Source organism: Paenibacillus sp. UMB4589-SE434 (assembly GCF_030226685.1).
In the GTDB taxonomy this organism is placed as follows: domain Bacteria; phylum Bacillota; class Bacilli; order Paenibacillales; family Paenibacillaceae; genus Paenibacillus_B.
On the sequence record NZ_JASOYK010000001.1, the window covers coordinates 844,647 to 862,499 of the forward strand.

At 43.9% G+C, this 17,853-nt stretch carries 18 protein-coding genes; all 18 read left to right on the forward strand.

Translation table 11 applies throughout. The features are described from left to right. Positions 1-213: 213 nt before the first annotated feature. The 18 genes from QP775_RS03495 (at position 214) to QP775_RS03580 (ending at position 17,836) form a co-directional block, all read left to right on the forward strand. Positions 214-1,263, forward strand: coding sequence for an ABC transporter substrate-binding protein (locus tag QP775_RS03495; protein ID WP_285103631.1), 1,050 nt, complete (start codon positions 214-216; stop codon positions 1,261-1,263). Between the two features lie 59 nt (positions 1,264-1,322). Continuing rightward, positions 1,323-2,381 (forward strand): FecCD family ABC transporter permease, encoded by a 1,059-nt coding sequence (locus QP775_RS03500; protein ID WP_239331338.1) that lies wholly within the window; start codon positions 1,323-1,325, stop codon positions 2,379-2,381. A gap of 1 nt (position 2,382) precedes the next feature. Then, complete coding sequence (locus QP775_RS03505; RefSeq protein ID WP_239330761.1) at positions 2,383-3,147, forward strand: ABC transporter ATP-binding protein; 765 nt, start codon at positions 2,383-2,385, stop codon at positions 3,145-3,147. A 149-nt stretch (positions 3,148-3,296) separates the two neighbouring features. Next, positions 3,297-4,913: a helix-turn-helix domain-containing protein gene (locus QP775_RS03510; RefSeq protein WP_239330763.1), complete on the forward strand. Its 1,617-nt coding sequence runs from the start codon at positions 3,297-3,299 to the stop codon at positions 4,911-4,913. Positions 4,914-5,016: 103 nt separating this feature from the next. After that, a complete protein-coding gene (locus QP775_RS03515; RefSeq protein WP_239330765.1) occupies positions 5,017-6,057 on the forward strand; it encodes an ABC transporter substrate-binding protein in 1,041 nt (346 codons plus the stop codon). A 294-nt stretch (positions 6,058-6,351) separates the two neighbouring features. Next, positions 6,352-7,194 carry a transporter substrate-binding domain-containing protein gene (locus QP775_RS03520; protein ID WP_285103635.1) on the forward strand — a complete coding sequence of 281 codons (843 nt, stop codon included), beginning with the start codon at positions 6,352-6,354 and terminating at the stop codon, positions 7,192-7,194. Positions 7,195-7,248: 54 nt separating this feature from the next. Then, positions 7,249-8,037 carry an amino acid ABC transporter permease gene (locus QP775_RS03525; RefSeq protein ID WP_285103637.1) on the forward strand — a complete coding sequence of 263 codons (789 nt, stop codon included), beginning with the start codon at positions 7,249-7,251 and terminating at the stop codon, positions 8,035-8,037. Then, entirely contained in the window at positions 8,034-8,744 is a 711-nt protein-coding gene (locus QP775_RS03530) for an amino acid ABC transporter permease (protein WP_239330774.1), read from the forward strand. The genes QP775_RS03525 and QP775_RS03530 overlap by 4 nt, the downstream gene beginning before the upstream one ends. A 53-nt stretch (positions 8,745-8,797) precedes the next feature. After that, a complete protein-coding gene (locus tag QP775_RS03535; RefSeq protein WP_285103640.1) occupies positions 8,798-9,805 on the forward strand; it encodes an LLM class flavin-dependent oxidoreductase in 1,008 nt (335 codons plus the stop codon). Between the two features lie 18 nt (positions 9,806-9,823). Next, positions 9,824-10,318, forward strand: a complete 495-nt coding sequence (locus tag QP775_RS03540; protein WP_285103642.1) for a DinB family protein — start codon at positions 9,824-9,826, stop codon at positions 10,316-10,318. 33 nt (positions 10,319-10,351) lie between these two features. Next, positions 10,352-10,900: a GNAT family N-acetyltransferase gene (locus QP775_RS03545; protein ID WP_285103645.1), complete on the forward strand. Its 549-nt coding sequence runs from the start codon at positions 10,352-10,354 to the stop codon at positions 10,898-10,900. Positions 10,901-11,048: 148 nt separating this feature from the next. Further along, complete coding sequence (locus tag QP775_RS03550; protein ID WP_285103647.1) at positions 11,049-12,068, forward strand: ABC transporter ATP-binding protein; 1,020 nt, start codon at positions 11,049-11,051, stop codon at positions 12,066-12,068. Further along, positions 12,065-13,066 (forward strand): ABC transporter ATP-binding protein, encoded by a 1,002-nt coding sequence (locus tag QP775_RS03555; RefSeq protein ID WP_285103649.1) that lies wholly within the window; start codon positions 12,065-12,067, stop codon positions 13,064-13,066. The genes QP775_RS03550 and QP775_RS03555 overlap by 4 nt, the downstream gene beginning before the upstream one ends. 26 nt (positions 13,067-13,092) lie before the next feature. After that, a complete protein-coding gene (locus QP775_RS03560) occupies positions 13,093-14,043 on the forward strand; it encodes an ABC transporter permease (protein WP_285103651.1) in 951 nt (316 codons plus the stop codon). 13 nt (positions 14,044-14,056) lie between these two features. Continuing rightward, a complete protein-coding gene (gene opp4C, locus QP775_RS03565; protein ID WP_285103653.1) occupies positions 14,057-14,986 on the forward strand; it encodes an oligopeptide ABC transporter permease in 930 nt (309 codons plus the stop codon). Between the two features lie 64 nt (positions 14,987-15,050). Then, positions 15,051-16,697, forward strand: a complete 1,647-nt coding sequence (locus QP775_RS03570) for an ABC transporter substrate-binding protein (protein ID WP_285103655.1) — start codon at positions 15,051-15,053, stop codon at positions 16,695-16,697. Positions 16,698-16,759: 62 nt separating this feature from the next. Further along, a complete protein-coding gene (locus QP775_RS03575; protein ID WP_239330798.1) occupies positions 16,760-16,933 on the forward strand; it encodes a lysine biosynthesis protein LysW in 174 nt (57 codons plus the stop codon). Between the two features lie 9 nt (positions 16,934-16,942). Further along, entirely contained in the window at positions 16,943-17,836 is an 894-nt protein-coding gene (locus QP775_RS03580; protein ID WP_285103659.1) for a RimK family alpha-L-glutamate ligase, read from the forward strand. Positions 17,837-17,853 lie beyond the last annotated feature (17 nt).

The following is a 17,853-nucleotide window of genomic DNA, read 5'->3' on the forward strand; positions in this document are numbered from 1 at the left end:
GATGGTTCTATTGATTAAAAAAGAACAAACCAAATCGAAATAAGTAATAAAGTACTCCTTTAGACATGCTGTTATGTCTGGGGAGTTTTTTTGTTGGACTCCTTTAACAGGGAAAGAAAATACCTTAGCAGGTAGCATGGAAGCACAATATAAATGATAATGATTATCAGTTAATTCGATGCACACAAATTGATGATTGGTGAGGGGTTTATGATGAGAACACGTAAGAGGAGTCAGATATTCGGTGGTGTTGTCATAGCAGTTCTATTCAGCACTGCTTGTGGAAATACAACACACAATGATGCGATTTTGGAAGTAACAAATGAAGCAGCTCAATCTAATAAGAGCATGAAACAAGAGACGATGAACAAACATTATCCTGTTACACTATCCATCTACTCGGATGAAGGCAAAGAAATGAAGCAAACAATAGAGACGGAGCCGAAACGAGTAGTCGTCGTAGGGTCCGCGATGGCTGAATTAATGATTGCATTCGGACTTGAAGATAAAGTAGTTGGTCTTGGTTACTTGGATCAGTCTTTTTCTAAATATGAAAATCAAATTAACAAGCTGCCGATTCTTTCAGACCTATGGCCATCCAAGGAGTCGGTAATTGATTTGCAACCTGACATCATCTATGCGATGTCCTCAGCTTTTAAAGAGGATCGCTTAGGTGAAATCTCATTTTGGAACGAGCGAGGAATTTCTGTCATAACGGCTTCAAATTTTAATATCGGACGGAGTATCGAGCACTATATGGACGACATCCGAAATTTTGGAGTAGCTTTTGACGTAGAAGGAAAGACAGAGGCCTTTATAAAGGAGCAAACTGCGAGAATAACCAAAGTGAAACAAACTTCCAAATCAGTTCAAAATAGGCCTAATGTATTGTTGATCGCAAGTGCAGGACGTGAAAATTTTGATTATTACCCACCTTCCTGGAGTGTAATTGATGAAATGATCGAAGGCTCTGGAGGTAAATACGTGGAGTTGTCAGACGGATATATGGAAATGTCAATTGAGGCAATTATTGCTGCTAATCCGGAGAAAATAGTGTTAACTCAATTTCAAGATCCTAATAATGAGACAATTAAGACGAAGCTGCTCTCCAATGACAGGCTGCAAAACGTTGAAGCCATCAAAAAGGGAAATGTCATGGTCGTAGACTATACCAATGCCATTCGTGGAAGTCTTCAGCTTGCAGATCTGTATGAGGACGTGGCTGCCTTTATCCATCCTGAACAATATGGAGGGCAGTCATGATGTTATCGGTAAAGAAGATAACGATGGATAAGACTGCTTTAACAAATTTTGATGCTGCAATGCAGAAACGCACGTTTTTTATATGGATAATGCTCCTATTAATTGCTGCCGTTATTTGTTCTGTTGGACTTGCCTTGTCGATTGGGCAGGTATCGGTATCTTTCGGAGATGCGCTGCGTATTGTGACGCTGCGATCGACAGGGATATCGCTCGGTGATATGGAGGAGCTTGCTTCTGGTACAACCATGGATATTATTTGGAACATACGATTACCACGCGTATTATTAGCGATGATTGTTGGGACGGGTTTGGCTTTGTGCGGAGCGGTTATGCAGGCTGCTGTACAAAATCCGCTTGCCGATCCCTATATATTGGGAATCTCGTCTGGGGCCTCTTTAGGTGCAACATTTTCTATTATCCTTGGCTTTGGTGCGGCAGGAATTTTCGGGAATTTAGGTGTAGCATTCTGGGCCTTTTTGGGTGCTTTCGGCGCGTCTGTGCTCGTGCTTGTTTTGGCTAATGTGGGTAGTAAGATGTCTTCCGTCAAGCTAGTGCTTGCAGGAATGGTCATTCATGCATTATGCAGCGCCTTTTCCAATTTTATCGTTTATTTTGCTAAAGATGCGGAGGGCATCCGGTCGATAACGTTTTGGACAATGGGCAGTCTGGCTTCGGCAAAATGGGATCAACTGCCATTGATTGCCGTCATAGTAGGAGCTGCAGCGCTCTTTTTTATATTTCAGGCGAGAATATTAAATACAATGCTAATGGGAGATGAAGCTGCCATAACGTTAGGTATACATCTTAATACTTATCGCAGGTTATATATGATGCTAGCCTCGCTCTTGACAGGAATTCTGGTTGCCACCTGCGGCATTATTGGTTTTGTTGGGTTAATTGTTCCTCATATCGTCCGCAGTATGGTAGGTTCAGATCATAAACGACTGTTGCCTGTTACGATTCTTGTCAGTGCCATTTTTTTAATATGGACAGATGTATTGGCCCGATCGATCATTCCAAATGGGGAACTTCCGATTGGTATTGTCACTGCGCTTCTTGGTGCTCCAATGTTTATGTACATGTTAATTAAAAGGAGTTACGGATTTGGAGGGAAATAGATTGGAATTAAAAGTAGAGCATCTCGTTGTGGCGCTGTCTGGAACAGACATCGTTAAAAATATTTCACTCCATGTAGACAACGGACAGTTTGTGGGTATTATCGGACCGAACGGCTGCGGAAAGTCGACCTTACTAAAAAGTATATACAAAGTGCTTAAACCGAGAAAAGGTACTGTCTTTTTGGATCAGAGAAACGTCATCACATCTAATCCCAAATATATCGCTCAACAAATGGCTGTTGTCGGGCAATTTAATGACATGAACTTTGAGTTCACAGTTTTTGAGATGGTCATGATGGGCAGAACACCTCACAAGCATCTAATGGAAGCTGATCGTCAAGAAGACTATGCCCTCGTATATGCGGCGCTGGAGAAGGTAGATTTACTTGCTTACGCGGATAGAAGCTACTTAACACTTTCAGGAGGGGAGCGACAACGTGTTCTATTGGCGCGTGCCATTGCACAGCAGCCTCAGTTTCTAGTCTTGGATGAACCAACCAATCATCTGGATATTAAGTATCAACTGCACATGTTCTCAATTGTAAAATCGTTGCAAATAGCCACGTTAGCAGCTTTGCATGATCTGTCACTTGCTGCTATGTACTGCGATATTATTATTGTGGTTAAAGAAGGTGAAATCGTAGCAAGCGGCAGGCCAGATGAGGTGTTAACTAAGGAGCTAATCTATAGCGTCTATGATGTTGAATGTGAGATCTATCCAAATCCTGTAGACGGCAGATTGGCCATTGCCTACATCTCGACCTAGACATTAATTTTCACAAGATAGAGCCCGTGCTTTTGCTATTAATGTGTGAATATCATCACTATTCATGAATTCTACTATCGTTAGTATTGATAATGATTATCATATATAATGAAATAGGATTTATGGAGTATAGCATATACGGAGGATCTATGAATACGACTACCTATGAACTGCAAGATGTACGAATGTTGGCGGAGCCTGGTACACAAAGTCCTGCCGCATTGATTCTGTCCTATCCAGCTGTTATTGTGCCGACTGAAGCCATCGTATTACGTACAGCAAGCAGCATGTATAAGGTGAATGAGGGGCAGTGTATTGTATTGCGGCATGCGGAAGAATGTATGAGCATGATAACAGCAAACAGGACTGAATTCGCACCTGTTTACGCCGTTATTTTCCAAAGTTATGTACTGAGTGAGCGTACGGACACCTGTCTGCTTTATCGTATTAGCCATGAGAATATACCCGCACACGGGGCTGTTATGGAGTTTTCAAGGCATTCGTTTGCTTTGCTGATGAGCCTGATGGCACAGCTTCGGCGGGCATCTTGGTCACGGAATGCCTCTAGACTAGATTTAATGCTGGATGAGCTGCTGAGCAGTGTCTTTAGGAGCAAAGCAGGCGAGTTCACCTTTATGTCCCATAATGATGCGATCAAAGACGCGGTTATATATGTGAATCAACATTTTGACACTTCGATCAGCCGTTCTTTTATGGCACAGATGACAGGGTTTAACCAAAGTTATTTTTCGTCCCTTTTCCATAAGGAGACAGGGTGGAGCTTCGCCGAATATTTGACTCGGATCCGTATTGAAGAGGCGAAGCGAAGATTATTAAGTACAAGCGACAATTTGAACGATATCGCTTATAAGACCGGGTTTGCCGATGGTTCTTATTTAGGAAAAGCATTTCGAAAAGTAGTCGGCTTGACACCTAGCGCTTTTCGTCAAAGGAGGGGAACTACACGTATTATCGGTATGCAGTTTCTCGGGGCACTGCTTGCAGTAGGCATTAAGCCACTTGCAACCACAGCTGAGGTGCTCCGTTCATCTTTACTCCTGCTTGAAGATCTGGAAGGGATTGTTGAGATAGATGAGCTTCACATTGCTGAGCAGTTAAAGCCTTTAGCACCAGACTTCATATTAATTCCTTCCTATTATTATCAGTATCCGGATTTGCTTAAGGCCTTGGAGAGGGTCGCACCAGTCGTTACGCTTGAGTGGGGGAAGATGGACAAGCTGGATGAGGTGAGAGTGATAGGCAGCCTCTTCGGGCGTACAATGGAAGCTGAACGATGGATTACTAGACTCCAACAAAAAGCCCTAGCAGCCAGGCAGGCCATACGACAGTGTATCGGTGCTCATGAAACGGTAGCGCTATATGAACAGTGGCATGATCAGCGCTGGCTTATTCCTTATGATTCGGTGCGGTCTGCGTTTAATCTTTATCAATTGCTTGAGCTTACGCCGCCGCTACGTGTTCAGGAAGAAGTGCTCGACCAGGCCAAGCATCTTTTTATACAGGAGCAGGATTTGATGAACTATGCAGCAGACCATATGTTTTTTATCGTCCCTTGCGCAAATACCGAAGCTTTTGAAGGGAAAATGATTTCACACGGCGTATGGCTGCAACTTCGAAACGAACATCAGTGCCATTTCTATGTACTACAGTTGGAGGAGTTCTGGATGGATGAAGGCGTATCATTGGAAAAACAGATGGATGTATTGGTAAATTTGTTAACATCAGGCCAGTGGATCCAACAATAATCCCTATTGGAAAACTAACCTCTGTACATCGACGGCACATGAATAGCATGTGTATAATAAGGGTTATCGTCGCGAATGATAATCATTATTAATGGAGGTTGTTATGGTTAAATCCGATACATATATTCTCAAATCTTTTGTTGTGATACTTTTTGTGTTGATGTTGACGGCTTGTGGCGGGGGAAGTACTGACACTGCTGCGCCTAATAAAGCCACATCAGCCGCAGAGAGCGGTGGCAAACAAGTCTCTCAACAGGAGCAAGAGTCTTCCGATTCAAAGACTAGCAACACGGATTCTGTTCAAACCAAAACGATACAAACTGCCACAGGGCAGCTTGAGATACCTGTTAATCCAAAGCGGATCGTAATGGATGGATATTTGCCCAATATGCTCATCCTGGGCATTAAGCCGGTTGGGGCTATGCAGTGGGATCTAGATAACAAAGTCATTAAGGATCAAATTGCCGGCATTGAAAGCGTAGGCGAGCGCTCACTTGAGAAGATGCTGGATTTGGACCCTGATTTGATTGTGACTTGGCTCGATCCGAAGTATGATGGAAAGATTATTGAACAATACAACAAGATCGCGCCAACCATTGTACTGCCTTACAACTATTTCAGCAGTATCTACGAAAGTACTCGTTATTTTGGGGACATATTCGACAAGCAAAAAGAAGCGGAGCAATGGTTGACGGAATTCGATCAGGATTCAGCAGAAGCACGTACGAAGATTAACAAAGTTGTGAAGCCAAAGGATACGTTTGCTTTGATGGGCGTTTTTGTGGTGGATAGTGCGTTCTACATTTATGGAGATGGCGGCTATCGTGGTGGAGAGGCAATTTATCAACATTTGAAGCTCAATCCACCGCCAAAGCAGAAACAAGAGATGATTGGCAAACAATCCTCGAAAAAAGTATCCTTCGAAGTTGTTCATGAGTATGCAGGTGATTACATTTTCCTTGACCAAGGCAAAATGATAGCAGAGGTGTGGGGAAGCAACGAGGGAGTATGGAAATCACTTGATGCCGTAAAAAACAATCGAGTATTTGACCTCGATCCCGACTTGTTCTGGGGTAATGATCCCATTTCTTTGAAACTACAAATTAAAGAATTGGCCAAAATGATTACAGAGCGGGCAAAGTAACACACGCTAACACAAGAAAACAGCATTATGTAAACTATGATTAAAGTCGCGTACTCCGCGGCTTTTTTTGTTTTTTCACTGCTAGGTCTGTTATACAAATGAAATCAAAACTCGATCACGTTATACATAGAACTAGATTAACCATTGAACAATTGAATTTACGTATAGAATTTATCTATTATCGAATGCATTGACCTAGAGTATTCTCGGGTGCTAAAGTAATTCCAATCTTATTCTTAGTTTTCCTGTAGGAATTATTAGTTTATGAAATGAAATAATGGGAGGCATACGTTTATGAGAAAATTATCCGTGTTTGTAATTGCAGTTGGCTTTGTCTTTATCGTATCTGGCTGCGGGAATGATACACAGAGCACGAGCGCCAACACGAGCGGCACTGCATCCTCAATTGCATCCAATTCAGCAACCACCATCAATAAAATAATTGTGGGTACAGGGAGTGATTTTGAGCAAGTAGCTTTTATAAATGAAAAAGGTGAGCTGACAGGTTATGACGTAGAGGTGATCCGAGAGATTGATAAGCGCCTTCCACAATATGAGTTTGAGTTTCAAACGATGGATTTCTCAAACATATTGCTCAGCCTTGAAACCAAAAAAATTGATATAGCAGCGCATCTATTTGAAAAAAACCCGGAGCGAGAACAAAAATTTCTATTTAACCAAGAGCCTTACGCCTACTGGCGAAACAAAATCATCATTACGTCAGATAACAAGGATTCTATACAGTCGCTTGATGATCTGAAAGGCAAAAAAGTGCTCATCGGTCCGACTAGTGCCCAGGCTCAAATTCTTGAGAATTATAACAAGGAGCATAACAACGCGATTCATATCGTGTACCAGCAAAACGATGCCAATGATGATGTGCTTCAGGTGACTTCAGGGCGTGTGGATGCAACTATCGGGGCAGATTTCCTTCTTCCTATTAAAGACCCGCAGGGGAAACTCAAAACAGTGGGAAATGCATTAAATGAAGGCAACATTCTCTATGTATTTCGTAAAAATGATTCTGCATCACAGGAGCTTGCCAATACCGTTGACGCCACAATTAAAGATCTTAAAGCTGACGGGACACTTAGCAAATTAAGCACGCAATGGCTTGGCCAAGACTTTTCTAAATAAACAGTAAAGCTAACTACGAACTAGATGTCCCTGCAAGGAAGGTGAGAACGAGAGATGGGCCAACATCCATTTGAAATTTCCTATGTATTTGAATACTTTGTAAAGCTGCTTCCGTCTTTGAAAGTTACGTTGGTTATTGTGTCCAGCTCGATCCTGCTCGGTCTGCTGCTAGGACTGCTCGTCGCGTTGCCTCGACTATATCGTATTCCAATCCTGCAACAGCTGTCTCAAATTTATGTATCTTTTTTTAGAGGTACACCCATTCTTATTCAGCTCTTCCTGTTCTACTATGGCATTCCAGAATTACTAAAGCTCTTTCAACTTGATGTATCCAGAATATCTGCGCTGTACTTCGTTATTTTAACTTACTCCCTGCACAGTGGAGCTTTTATCTCTGAAGTTATCCGAGGGGCCGTGAAGGCAGTGGACCGAGGACAGATTGAAGCTGCTTACGCTGTTGGAATGAATGGCTTTCAAGCTTTCAGTCGAATTGTGCAGCCACAGGCACTGGCCATTTCTGTACCCGTCTTCGCAAACGTAGTTATCGGTAATTTAAAAGACACTTCACTTGCTTTTACACTAGGAATTATGGAAATAACGGGGAAGGCGCAAACACTTGGAACGATATCACATCGATTTGTTGAGATATACATTTCGCTCGCGGTTGTCTACTTTATGATCAGTTTGGCGCTTGAGAAGTTGTTTCATCATATTGAAAAGCGGCTGCTCCGCCATGAAGCAAAAGCTGACTCTGTCAGCACAGCAGAACGCAGTAGAAATGTGTTCGTCCGTCTATTTACGGCCGTTACCGTTAAAATTCGCAAAGAGGAGGCGGGTTTATGAAGCTTGATCTCTCCTTTATTGGAACTGCTCTCATGCAATTATTATCGGCTATCCCAACTACATTGGCGATTACGGCAGTGTCGATGTTATGTGGATTGGCCATCGGCACGATTGTAGCCTTGATAAGATTGTACAAAGTTCCAGTATTGCATTATATGGCTGCATCGTATGTCACTTTTATTCGCGGCACACCTATGCTGACCCATCTTCTGCTCATCTACTTCGGGCTTCCCTTGATTGTCGATTTCTTGTCTGCCCAGTTCGGATGGTCATTCCGATCCATCTCTATCCCGATGATTGCATTTGCTTACCTTTCGTTTTCCATTACGGCAGGGGCTTATTTATCTGAAGTGGTTCGCTCTGGTCTGCTCGCCGTGAATAAGGGACAGATTGAAGCTGCCTATTCCATCGGGATGACAACTAAACAAGCGTTAAGTCGAATTGTATTCCCCCAAGCCTTTGCAATTCTATTGCCCAGCTTGTCCAACAGCACAATCAGCATGCTGCACGGGTCAACGCTTGTGTTTACCGTTTCTGTTGTAGATATTAACGCCAAGTCCCAGATAATCGCTTCATCAAACTGGAAGTTTCTTGAGTCTTATATTGCAGCTGCGATTATTTACTGGGCTTTAACCATTTTGATTGAAAGGCTGACCCTGTTCGTGGAGAAGCGTTTTCAATTATATAACGAAGGCGGCGTGACGTAGCGCAATGCGCGCAGATTCGTAAATACATCGAAAATCGATAGGAGCAGCTAACCATGACCATAAAGATCGGGATTTTAGATCAAAGTATCGTGTTCCCTGGGCAGACACCTGGAGAGGCTTTAGGCAATACGGTCAAGCTCGCACGTTTGGCTGAAACGCTTGGTTATGAACGGTTTTGGGTGTCTGAGCATCATGACTCGAGCCAATTTGCGGGTTCATCACCTGAAGTTCTCATCGCTCATCTGCTTGCTCACACGAACAGCATCAAAATTGGATCAGGAGGGGTTATGCTGCAGCATTATAGCCCTTACAAAGTGGCTGAGAACTTTAACTTGCTCGCCTCATTGGCTCCAGGACGGATCGACCTTGGAATCGGCCGTGCTCCAGGCGGTCTGCCGCGTTCTACCAAAGCACTGCAGCCTGCAGAGGATACTCGCAAACTCGAGGAGAAGCTGAACGAGCTTGAGCAATTTCTGCTTGGACCGGCAAAGGATGAGCATCCGCTCGCTGGTTTGAAGGCCACTCCACTGCCAGAACGTCCTGCTGAAATTTATATCCTTGGCACAAGTGTATCAAGTGCTGAAATAGCTGCAGAGCGCGGCCTGCCATATGTATTTGCCTTGTTTATCAATAATGATCCGGAGGCGGCGCGCGAAGCTTTTCATACATATCGGACGAAATATAATACGGCCCGAAAATCCGAGCCCAGGACGATTCTAGCTTTATCTGTCATCGCTGCTGATACAGAGGTAGAGGCTGCTAACATAGCGGGCGATTTGAAAAGTGTACGTGTTACATTAGCCAGTGGCAAGACTGTAAATGTTGGATCCGTGGAGCAAGCAGAAGAATTTGCACGGCAGGCGGGTGAATCGTACACTGCTGAAGTGCGCGACGCTGACATCACTAAGGGCACAAAGGAAACGGTAAGGAAGCGGATATTGGAATTGAAGGCGCAATATGGCGTATCAGAATTTATTTTCACTACGGTAGTCAGTGATTATGAGAAGCGTGTACGTTCCTTTACTTTATTAAAGGAAGCGTTAGAGGAACTAGCTGTATAACAAAAAGGGAGGTGTAGGATGAGTCAATTAGCATTCGATATGGAGTCCTATTTAAGTACCTACGGGAAGTTAAAACAAGCCATTGAGGGCTTGACGGACGAAGAACTAACATGGAAGGCTGCGCCGCATCAATGGAGTGTGACGGAAGTACTGGCTCACTTAGTGGATCACAGTGTAATCGTTTCGTTTCGTATACGAGAAATATTATCTGGTTCAGACGTTCGATTACCCTTCTTTAGCCAAGATCCATGGGTAGCAGGACAGAAGGCAAACGATGGAGCTGCTGCAGACGCCCTCCAAGTATTTAAAGCATTACTTGAGTACCATTGCCTGCTGCTTCAACGATTGACACCAGATGACTGGTCAAAGACAGGTATCAACTGGAAAGACGAGTCGATCAGTCTTGCGACAGTCATACAAGCATTTATCACACATGTAGAGACTCATCTCGCGCAGATCGCGCGGATTAAGCTCGGAAATAGTGAGGCGCGTAATTCGAGCTGCACGTTCTGATTTGACCACTAAGAAAGAAAGCAGGTGCGCACCATGCCAGATGGAGCCATTATTATTCGGGATGCGGAAGCGTCGGATTTTGAAGCGGTTAAGGCTGTTCTGATGGATGCTTACGCTCAGTACGAATGGCTGCTTTCAAAAGATCGTTGGGAGAAGTACCGAGAAGAAATTATCGACTCCGTGAGCAATAGCCAAGTAAAAGCTCGAATTATTGCTGAACTGGATGGGTTAGTCATTGGAAGCGTATTTCTGTATGACTCCTCAGAGGCGGCTTACGGATTACCTCAATTAAATATTAACACCCCAATTATGCGCTTGTTGGCAGTAGCAAGCAACGTTAGAAGGCGAGGAGTAGCCACACAGTTAATCTGGGCAGGGATCAGGCGATCTCATCAATGGGGAGCAGACATGCTTCATCTTCATACATCAGAAGTTATGGGTGCAGCCGCACAGCTTTATGAGCGTCTGGGCTTCGAGCGAGCGCATGACAAAGATATTATTAAGGGTGATGCTATTGTTAAAAGCTATCGATTTCATGTGAAAGAAGCAACACAACTGTGGAAGGGAGCGCTGATTACCTAGAATTTTTCGATGTCAAAATAGATTTATTCTATTATACAAGCCTCATATATTCAGTTATGCTGAATGAAATTAATAACGACTATTCATATAAGAAAAATAAGTATTAAACTGATATAAAAATAGTTCTTATAAAAGCGAGGTGAAGCGAATGGGAAAGCTGCTGGAGATTGATCGATTACAGATCGCCTTTCGAACCGACCAAGGGGATATCATTTCCGTCGACGAAGCCAGTTTTGACCTTGCATCGGGGGAGACCGTTGCCATCGTAGGCGAATCAGGCTGCGGAAAGAGTGTGACCTCATTATCCATTATCGGGTTGCTCGGCAAGAGCGGTTATGTTCGTCAAGGTGAGATTCGGTTTAAGGGTTGCGCGCTTACGAAGGCCTCATCAGCGGAATTGCGTAGACTACGAGGCAATGAAATCTCGATGATCTTTCAAGACTCGATGACTTCGTTGAATCCAGTTATCCCGATTGGGGAGCAAATTGAAGAGCCCATTCGCTTACATCTGGACCTGTCCCGTCAACAAGCAAGAGCGGTTGCTGTAGATATGTTAAGAAAGGTGGGCATTGCAAGACCAGAAGCAATCAGCAAGCAATATCCCCATGCGTTGTCAGGCGGGATGAGGCAGCGAGTCATGATTGCTATTGCATTAGTATGCAAGCCTAAGCTGCTTATTGCAGATGAACCAACAACAGCACTTGATGTGACGATCCAAGCACAAATACTTCAGCTTATGAAGCAATTACAAACAAACAATGGCACGTCAATCTTGCTTGTTACCCATGATTTAGGTGTCGTGGCAGAGATGGCAGACAAAGTAGTTGTAATGTACGCAGGACAGGTGGTGGAAACAGCGGATGTGTTCACGTTGTTTCGAGCACCAAAACATCCCTACACACAAGGATTGATGCGATCGATCCCGCACCTCAATCGTGACAGCAGTAAGCGGATGCATGCAATTCCGGGTACCGTCCCTTCGCTGCAGCATATGCCAACAGGTTGTCGGTATCATCCTCGCTGTTCCTATGCTGTTGGTCGATGTCGACAAGAACAACCGACCGTGCAAAGCGTCGGCGGGGAGCATCTGGTGAGATGCTGGCTGCCTAGTGAGACGGAAAACACATGGGTTCCATTGGCAGGGCATTTAAGCGGGGGAACCTTATGACTTTACAAGCGGAAATAATTAGCCGACAAACCAAAAAAGCACTGCTGCACGTGGAGTATTTAAAAACATACTATCCTTTGCGAAACGGCCTATTTTCACGTCGCACTGGTCATATCAAAGCTGTAGATGATGTTAGCCTGACGCTGTACAAAGGAGAGACTCTAGGCTTAGTTGGGGAATCGGGCTGTGGCAAATCAACGATTGGACGCTCCATTATGCGTTTGGAACAGCCGTATTCGGGTCGTATTTTGTTTGATGGCGAGGACATTACGCACTTCCCCGTCCACAGAATGAAGCATGTGCGGACGCGAATGCAAATGATCTTTCAAGATCCTTTTGCTTCGCTAAATCCACGAATTCGGATTTGTGATGCCCTCGCGGAGCCATTAATGGTTCACAAGCGGGTAAGACGCAGTGAGACACAGCGTGAAGTAGCGGCTTTACTTCAGATGGTTGGCTTGCCTCGCTCGACTAGCAACCGCTATCCGCATGAATTGTCGGGAGGACAACGACAACGCATCGTCATTGCTAGAGCGATCGCGCTTCGGCCGAAGCTAATCGTATGCGATGAACCCGTGTCGGCACTTGACGTTTCTATCCAGGCGCAGATTTTGAACCTGCTGCAGGATTTACAGGAGGAACTGAAATTCACATACTTATTTATCAGCCATGGTATGGGTGCAGTAAAGCAGATGAGTACCAGAATTGCTGTGATGTACCTAGGGAAAATTGTAGAGTTGGCCCCAACACAGCATTTGTTTCGTCAGCCGAAGCACCCCTACACACAACTGCTCTTGCATGCTGTCCCATCGCCAGATCCGACTCTTAGAAAACCAAACAATCAAATCCTTCTTGGTGATGTGCCAAGTTCGATCGATCCACCCTCAGGCTGTCGATTTCATACGCGCTGTCCTTATGCACAAACACAATGCCGGACTGTCGAACCTGCTCTTACAGATGGCGATCATGCTGTCGCCTGCCATTACCCATTAGAATAAGGCGAAGCTTGAAGGGGGAAGTGATGATGGGGCGGTATATCATACGCAGACTATTAATTTCGATACCTGTCTTTTTTGGGATCACCATCTTAAGTTTCCTGATTATGAACATGGCGCCTGGTAATCCTGTTGACATGTTGATTAATCCTAATATTCCAAAAGAGATGCTGGATTTAAAAAAAGAACTTCTTGGCTTAAATGATCCATTATATGTTCAGTATGTCAAATGGTTGAGCGGATTGTTAAAAGGGGAACTTGGTTATTCCTTTAGCAGCTTTGCCTCTGTCTCACAGTTGATCGGCGAGCGAATCGGGCCTACCTTGCTGCTTGCTTCATGCTCCCTAATGATAGGTGTTGTAATTGCCATCCCTATAGGAGTAATTAGCGCAGTTAAACAAAATTCTAACCTTGATTATGTATTGACGGGTTTATCATTTCTCGGCATATCTATTCCACCCTTTTTTTTCGGACTAGGCTTGATTTATATCGTAGGAATTCAATTAAACTGGCTGCCAACAGGGGGGATGACAACGCTTGGAGGAACAGGAGGGATCGGTGACATCCTCGCTCATTTGATACTTCCTGTTGTGGTTCTAGGGGTTGCGATCGCTGGAAAAAAAGTACGTTATGTACGTGCGAGCATGCTGGAGGTACTTCAGCAGGACTATTTACGGACTGCCCGTGCAAAGGGAATAAGTGAGTTTATGGTAACGAATAAGCATGCGCTCCGTAATGCGCTCATCCCGATTATTACAATAGTAGGTACTGAGATACCCCTGCTGCTCGGTGGAAGTATTATCATTGAACAAATCTTTCAATGGCCAGGTATCGGACAGTTGACGATGGAAGCACTCTTATCTCGGGATTACCCAACATTAATGGGATTAAATATCGTGGCAGCATGTATCGTACTCACCACCAATTTGTTCACGGATATCCTGTATGCGCTAGTTGATCCGCGTATGAAGTACAGCTGAGGGGAGGGAGAAAATGTCCGTAACGAAGTTGTCGAAACTGTCATGGCAAAAAGAGGTCCCTGCCTCTGATATGAACGAGTCAAGTGAACAAGCTGATCATGTGGTTGAGAAGTATGTCAGCCAAATTAAACGCAAGTTCTTTAAGCACAAAATGGCGGTATGGGGCTGTATCATAACTTTGCTGCTGCTTAGTGTCGGGTTGCTTGCCCCGTGGTTGGCCCCATACCAACCGAATGAAGTTACAGCATCTTTCTCTGCTCCTCCTTCACTCACAAACTGGTTAGGTACCGATCAAGTTGGGCGAGACGTATTAAGCCGGCTCATTTACGGCATGAGGATATCCCTGCTAATTGGCTTCATCACGGTAATCATATACGTCATATTTGGTTCTTTAATCGGGATGCTGGCAGGATACTTTGGCGGCTGGCTCGATACGCTAATTATGCGTATTACGGATATCTTCTTAAGCTTCCCTTATATGCTGGTCGTGTTGGTCATCGTGAGCGTATTAGGTGCAGATGTGTTTACGATTATACTCGTACTTGCTCTTTTCAAGTGGCCTACCCTTGCCATGCTCGTCCGCAGTAGTGTCATGTCCATCAAGCAGACGGATTATGTTCGAGCAAGTATTACGTTAGGTTATAGTACGCCGCGCATCTTGTTTAGGCATATATTGCCGAATGCGGCAGCTCCTATTATCGTAAATGCTACCTTCGGGATTGCTGGTACCATTCTCAGCGAGGCGGGTCTTAGCTTTCTTGGCATGGGTATCAAGTCCCCACAGGCAAGTTTGGGCAACATGCTGCATGATGCCCAATCCTTGACGGTTCTAACGGAACAACCTTGGTTATGGGTGCCCGCGGGCGTTGTCATCTTAATGATAGTGCTCTCTTTTAACTTTGTAGGGGATGGCCTGCGTGATGCGCTTGATGCAAAAGCTTAACAAAATTCCTAAGTTTTCATTTAGCAACATTCATTAAGCCATTTCTAAAACTGGGGGCGAAACGATGAGAAAAAGCGTTTGGTTACAGCCATTTATCTTGTTCATGATCTTTCCGTTATTCCTATCTGCATGCAGTAACTCAAAGTTAGCAGATGTTGGAGCACAAAATAAAACCTCAAATGATCGAGCTAGCGAAACAATCGTCAAAAAAACAATCACAATTGGCATTGTCAACGCTCCGGTTACTTTAAATCAGATCAATACACAAGACAATTCGGCCTCGCTCGCCCCGATCAGCTTATTAAACGATTCGTTGTTGGATGTCACGGATACGGCACAATTTATACCGAAGTTGGCGGAATCTATAAAGACAAAGGATAAACAGACATACAGGATTACGCTCAAACCAAATGCCAAATGGAATGATGGTACTCCATTTACGACTGCTGACGTTGCATTCACTTTAAAGCTTGCGCTTAACCCGAAAGTGGATACCTCATTTAAGCTGTCATTTATAGAAGGATTGAATGCGATTGGTAAATTAGAAGAAAAGACAGCAGACATTTCCGGACTTAAAATAATCGATTCTTCTACCTTCGAGATTAGAGCCAAAACACCGATCGACCCGCTTGTGTTTAATGAACGTTTTGGTGTAAAGGTCAACTATCTGCCTGCTCATATTCTAAAGAACGTAGACCCTGAGCAGCTATCCACACATGAATATTTCCAGAAACCGACGGTAACGATTGGCCCTTATCGATTCATTGGATATCAGAAAGGACAATATGTGGAGCTCTCCAAAAATGAAAATTACTACCTTGACGTCCCGAAGATTGACAGAATCTTTATAAAAGTGCTTCCGGCGCCGAATCTTGTAGCTCAGCTTCAAACCGGAGAAATTCAGATGAACTCTTTACCTGTGGGACTTGTTCCGATCACAGAATATGACAAAGTAAAAAGCTTTGAGAACGTTAATGTAACTTCGGCACCAGCCTCTGAACCTGCTGAGTTGTTCTTTAACACAGAAAAGCTGCCTGATAAGAAGGTGCGTCAAGCCATCGCGTATGCGTTGAATCGACCGCTTATCGTAAATCAGCTCTTAAAAGGTCAAGCTGAAATTATTGACGGTGGAATTCCAAGCTCTCACCCTTACTTTAACAAAAGCATTAAGCCCTATGATTATAACCCTGAAAAGGCAAAACAATTGCTGCAAGAGGCGGGGTGGGATTTCAAGCGCACCCTGACGTTCTTAATACCCGTAGGCAATAAGGTTCGTGAACAAGCGGCAGACGTTGTGGTGCAAAATCTAGAAGAAATAGGGCTGAACATAGACGTCCAAAAGTATGATTTCCCAACGCTAATCGATAAGGTTGAGAAGGGCGAACATGACATCACCATCTTCACAAGAGATTATTATATCGAGCCCAGCCTTTATTTTACAACTTACAGAAGCAAAGACCCTGACAGTGTCATTCGTTATCATCATCCACTAGTCGATGAGCTGATTCAAAAAGGCGAGCAAGAAATCGACGAAACGAAGCGTCATGAGATTTACAATCGATTACAAGAAGTATTACATGATGAAGTCCCAACGTTAGCTGTTTATTCAGAGAAACGATTACAGGTAGTTTCCAAAGCTGTGCTTACAGGTAAACCTTTAAATTTAGGTACGTTTAACCAGGTCAATCAGTGGGATGTAGTAACAAAGTAGGTTATAAGGGATTATTCCGTTATAATAAACCGTTTTAAACAAATCAATGGAGGTGTTAGGAAATGGCAGATTTAAGCTGTCTCGTATGCAAGTCGGAAATTGAAGTAGAAGAACGCGCAACTACAGGTGAGATCGTGGAATGTGAATCTTGCGGTCAAGAGCACGAGGTTCAAGTGGAAGCCAATCTTGTCACGATTGCTCTTGCTCCGGAGATTGAAGAAACTTGGGGAGAGTAGGAAATTAACATGGATCAAAGCAGTGCTGTTTTATTATGTGTGACAAAGCTGAGAGAGGAAGAACAACGTATTATGGATCATCTTGGCAATCTTGGTATTCGCGTACAAGTTAATCTGGATTCCATGGAGTTACCATTAGCAGGTTCTGATGCACACTCATTTGGACTTGCGCTCATTCGTTGTCTTTCTCAGAAAAGTGCGATGAATCGATCCCGCCTGCTTGAGTTAGCTGGTATGGAAACCATAAATTCAACCCACGCAATCACCATTTGCACCAATAAGATCCATCAAGCCATCGTGTTTGAGAAATTTGGGGTTCCCCAGCCTCATTTTAAAATAATCTTTACTCCTGTAAAGCTGTTTGATGCTTTGCAAGAGTACGGAGACCTCTGTGTCATTAAACCTGCAACCTCATCATGGGGGAGAGGAATTGCAAGAATTACAGGCAAAGATTGCTTAGAGGGATGGATAGCGGCGCGTGAATCCGTAGATCCTGGTCATCAATCCTTTCCCGTCTTAGTACAGGAATATGTGGAGAAGGGGGATTATGACATCCGTGTTGTCATAGTCGGCCGAACACCGATTGTCGCATTCCGTCGGGTCTCCACTGAAAACTGGAAGACAAATACGCATCTCGGTGCAGATATTGAACTGCTTACGATTAACGACGAGATCCTTGCTATTTGTGAACGATTAGTCGAAGTGTTAGGCGAGGGCATATACGGTGCAGATTTGTTTTTTGATTATAAACATTTGCGTTATGTTGTCTGTGAAGTGAATCAGAACCCTGAATTTTCAAAATCGTGGAAAGTCCATGGGGTGGATGTGGCTTATCATATTGCACATTATGTAAGTGAGGTACTAGGTCGGGAAAACAGGGTGAACTGCACTATTAATTCATAGTATTCAGGGAGGTATAA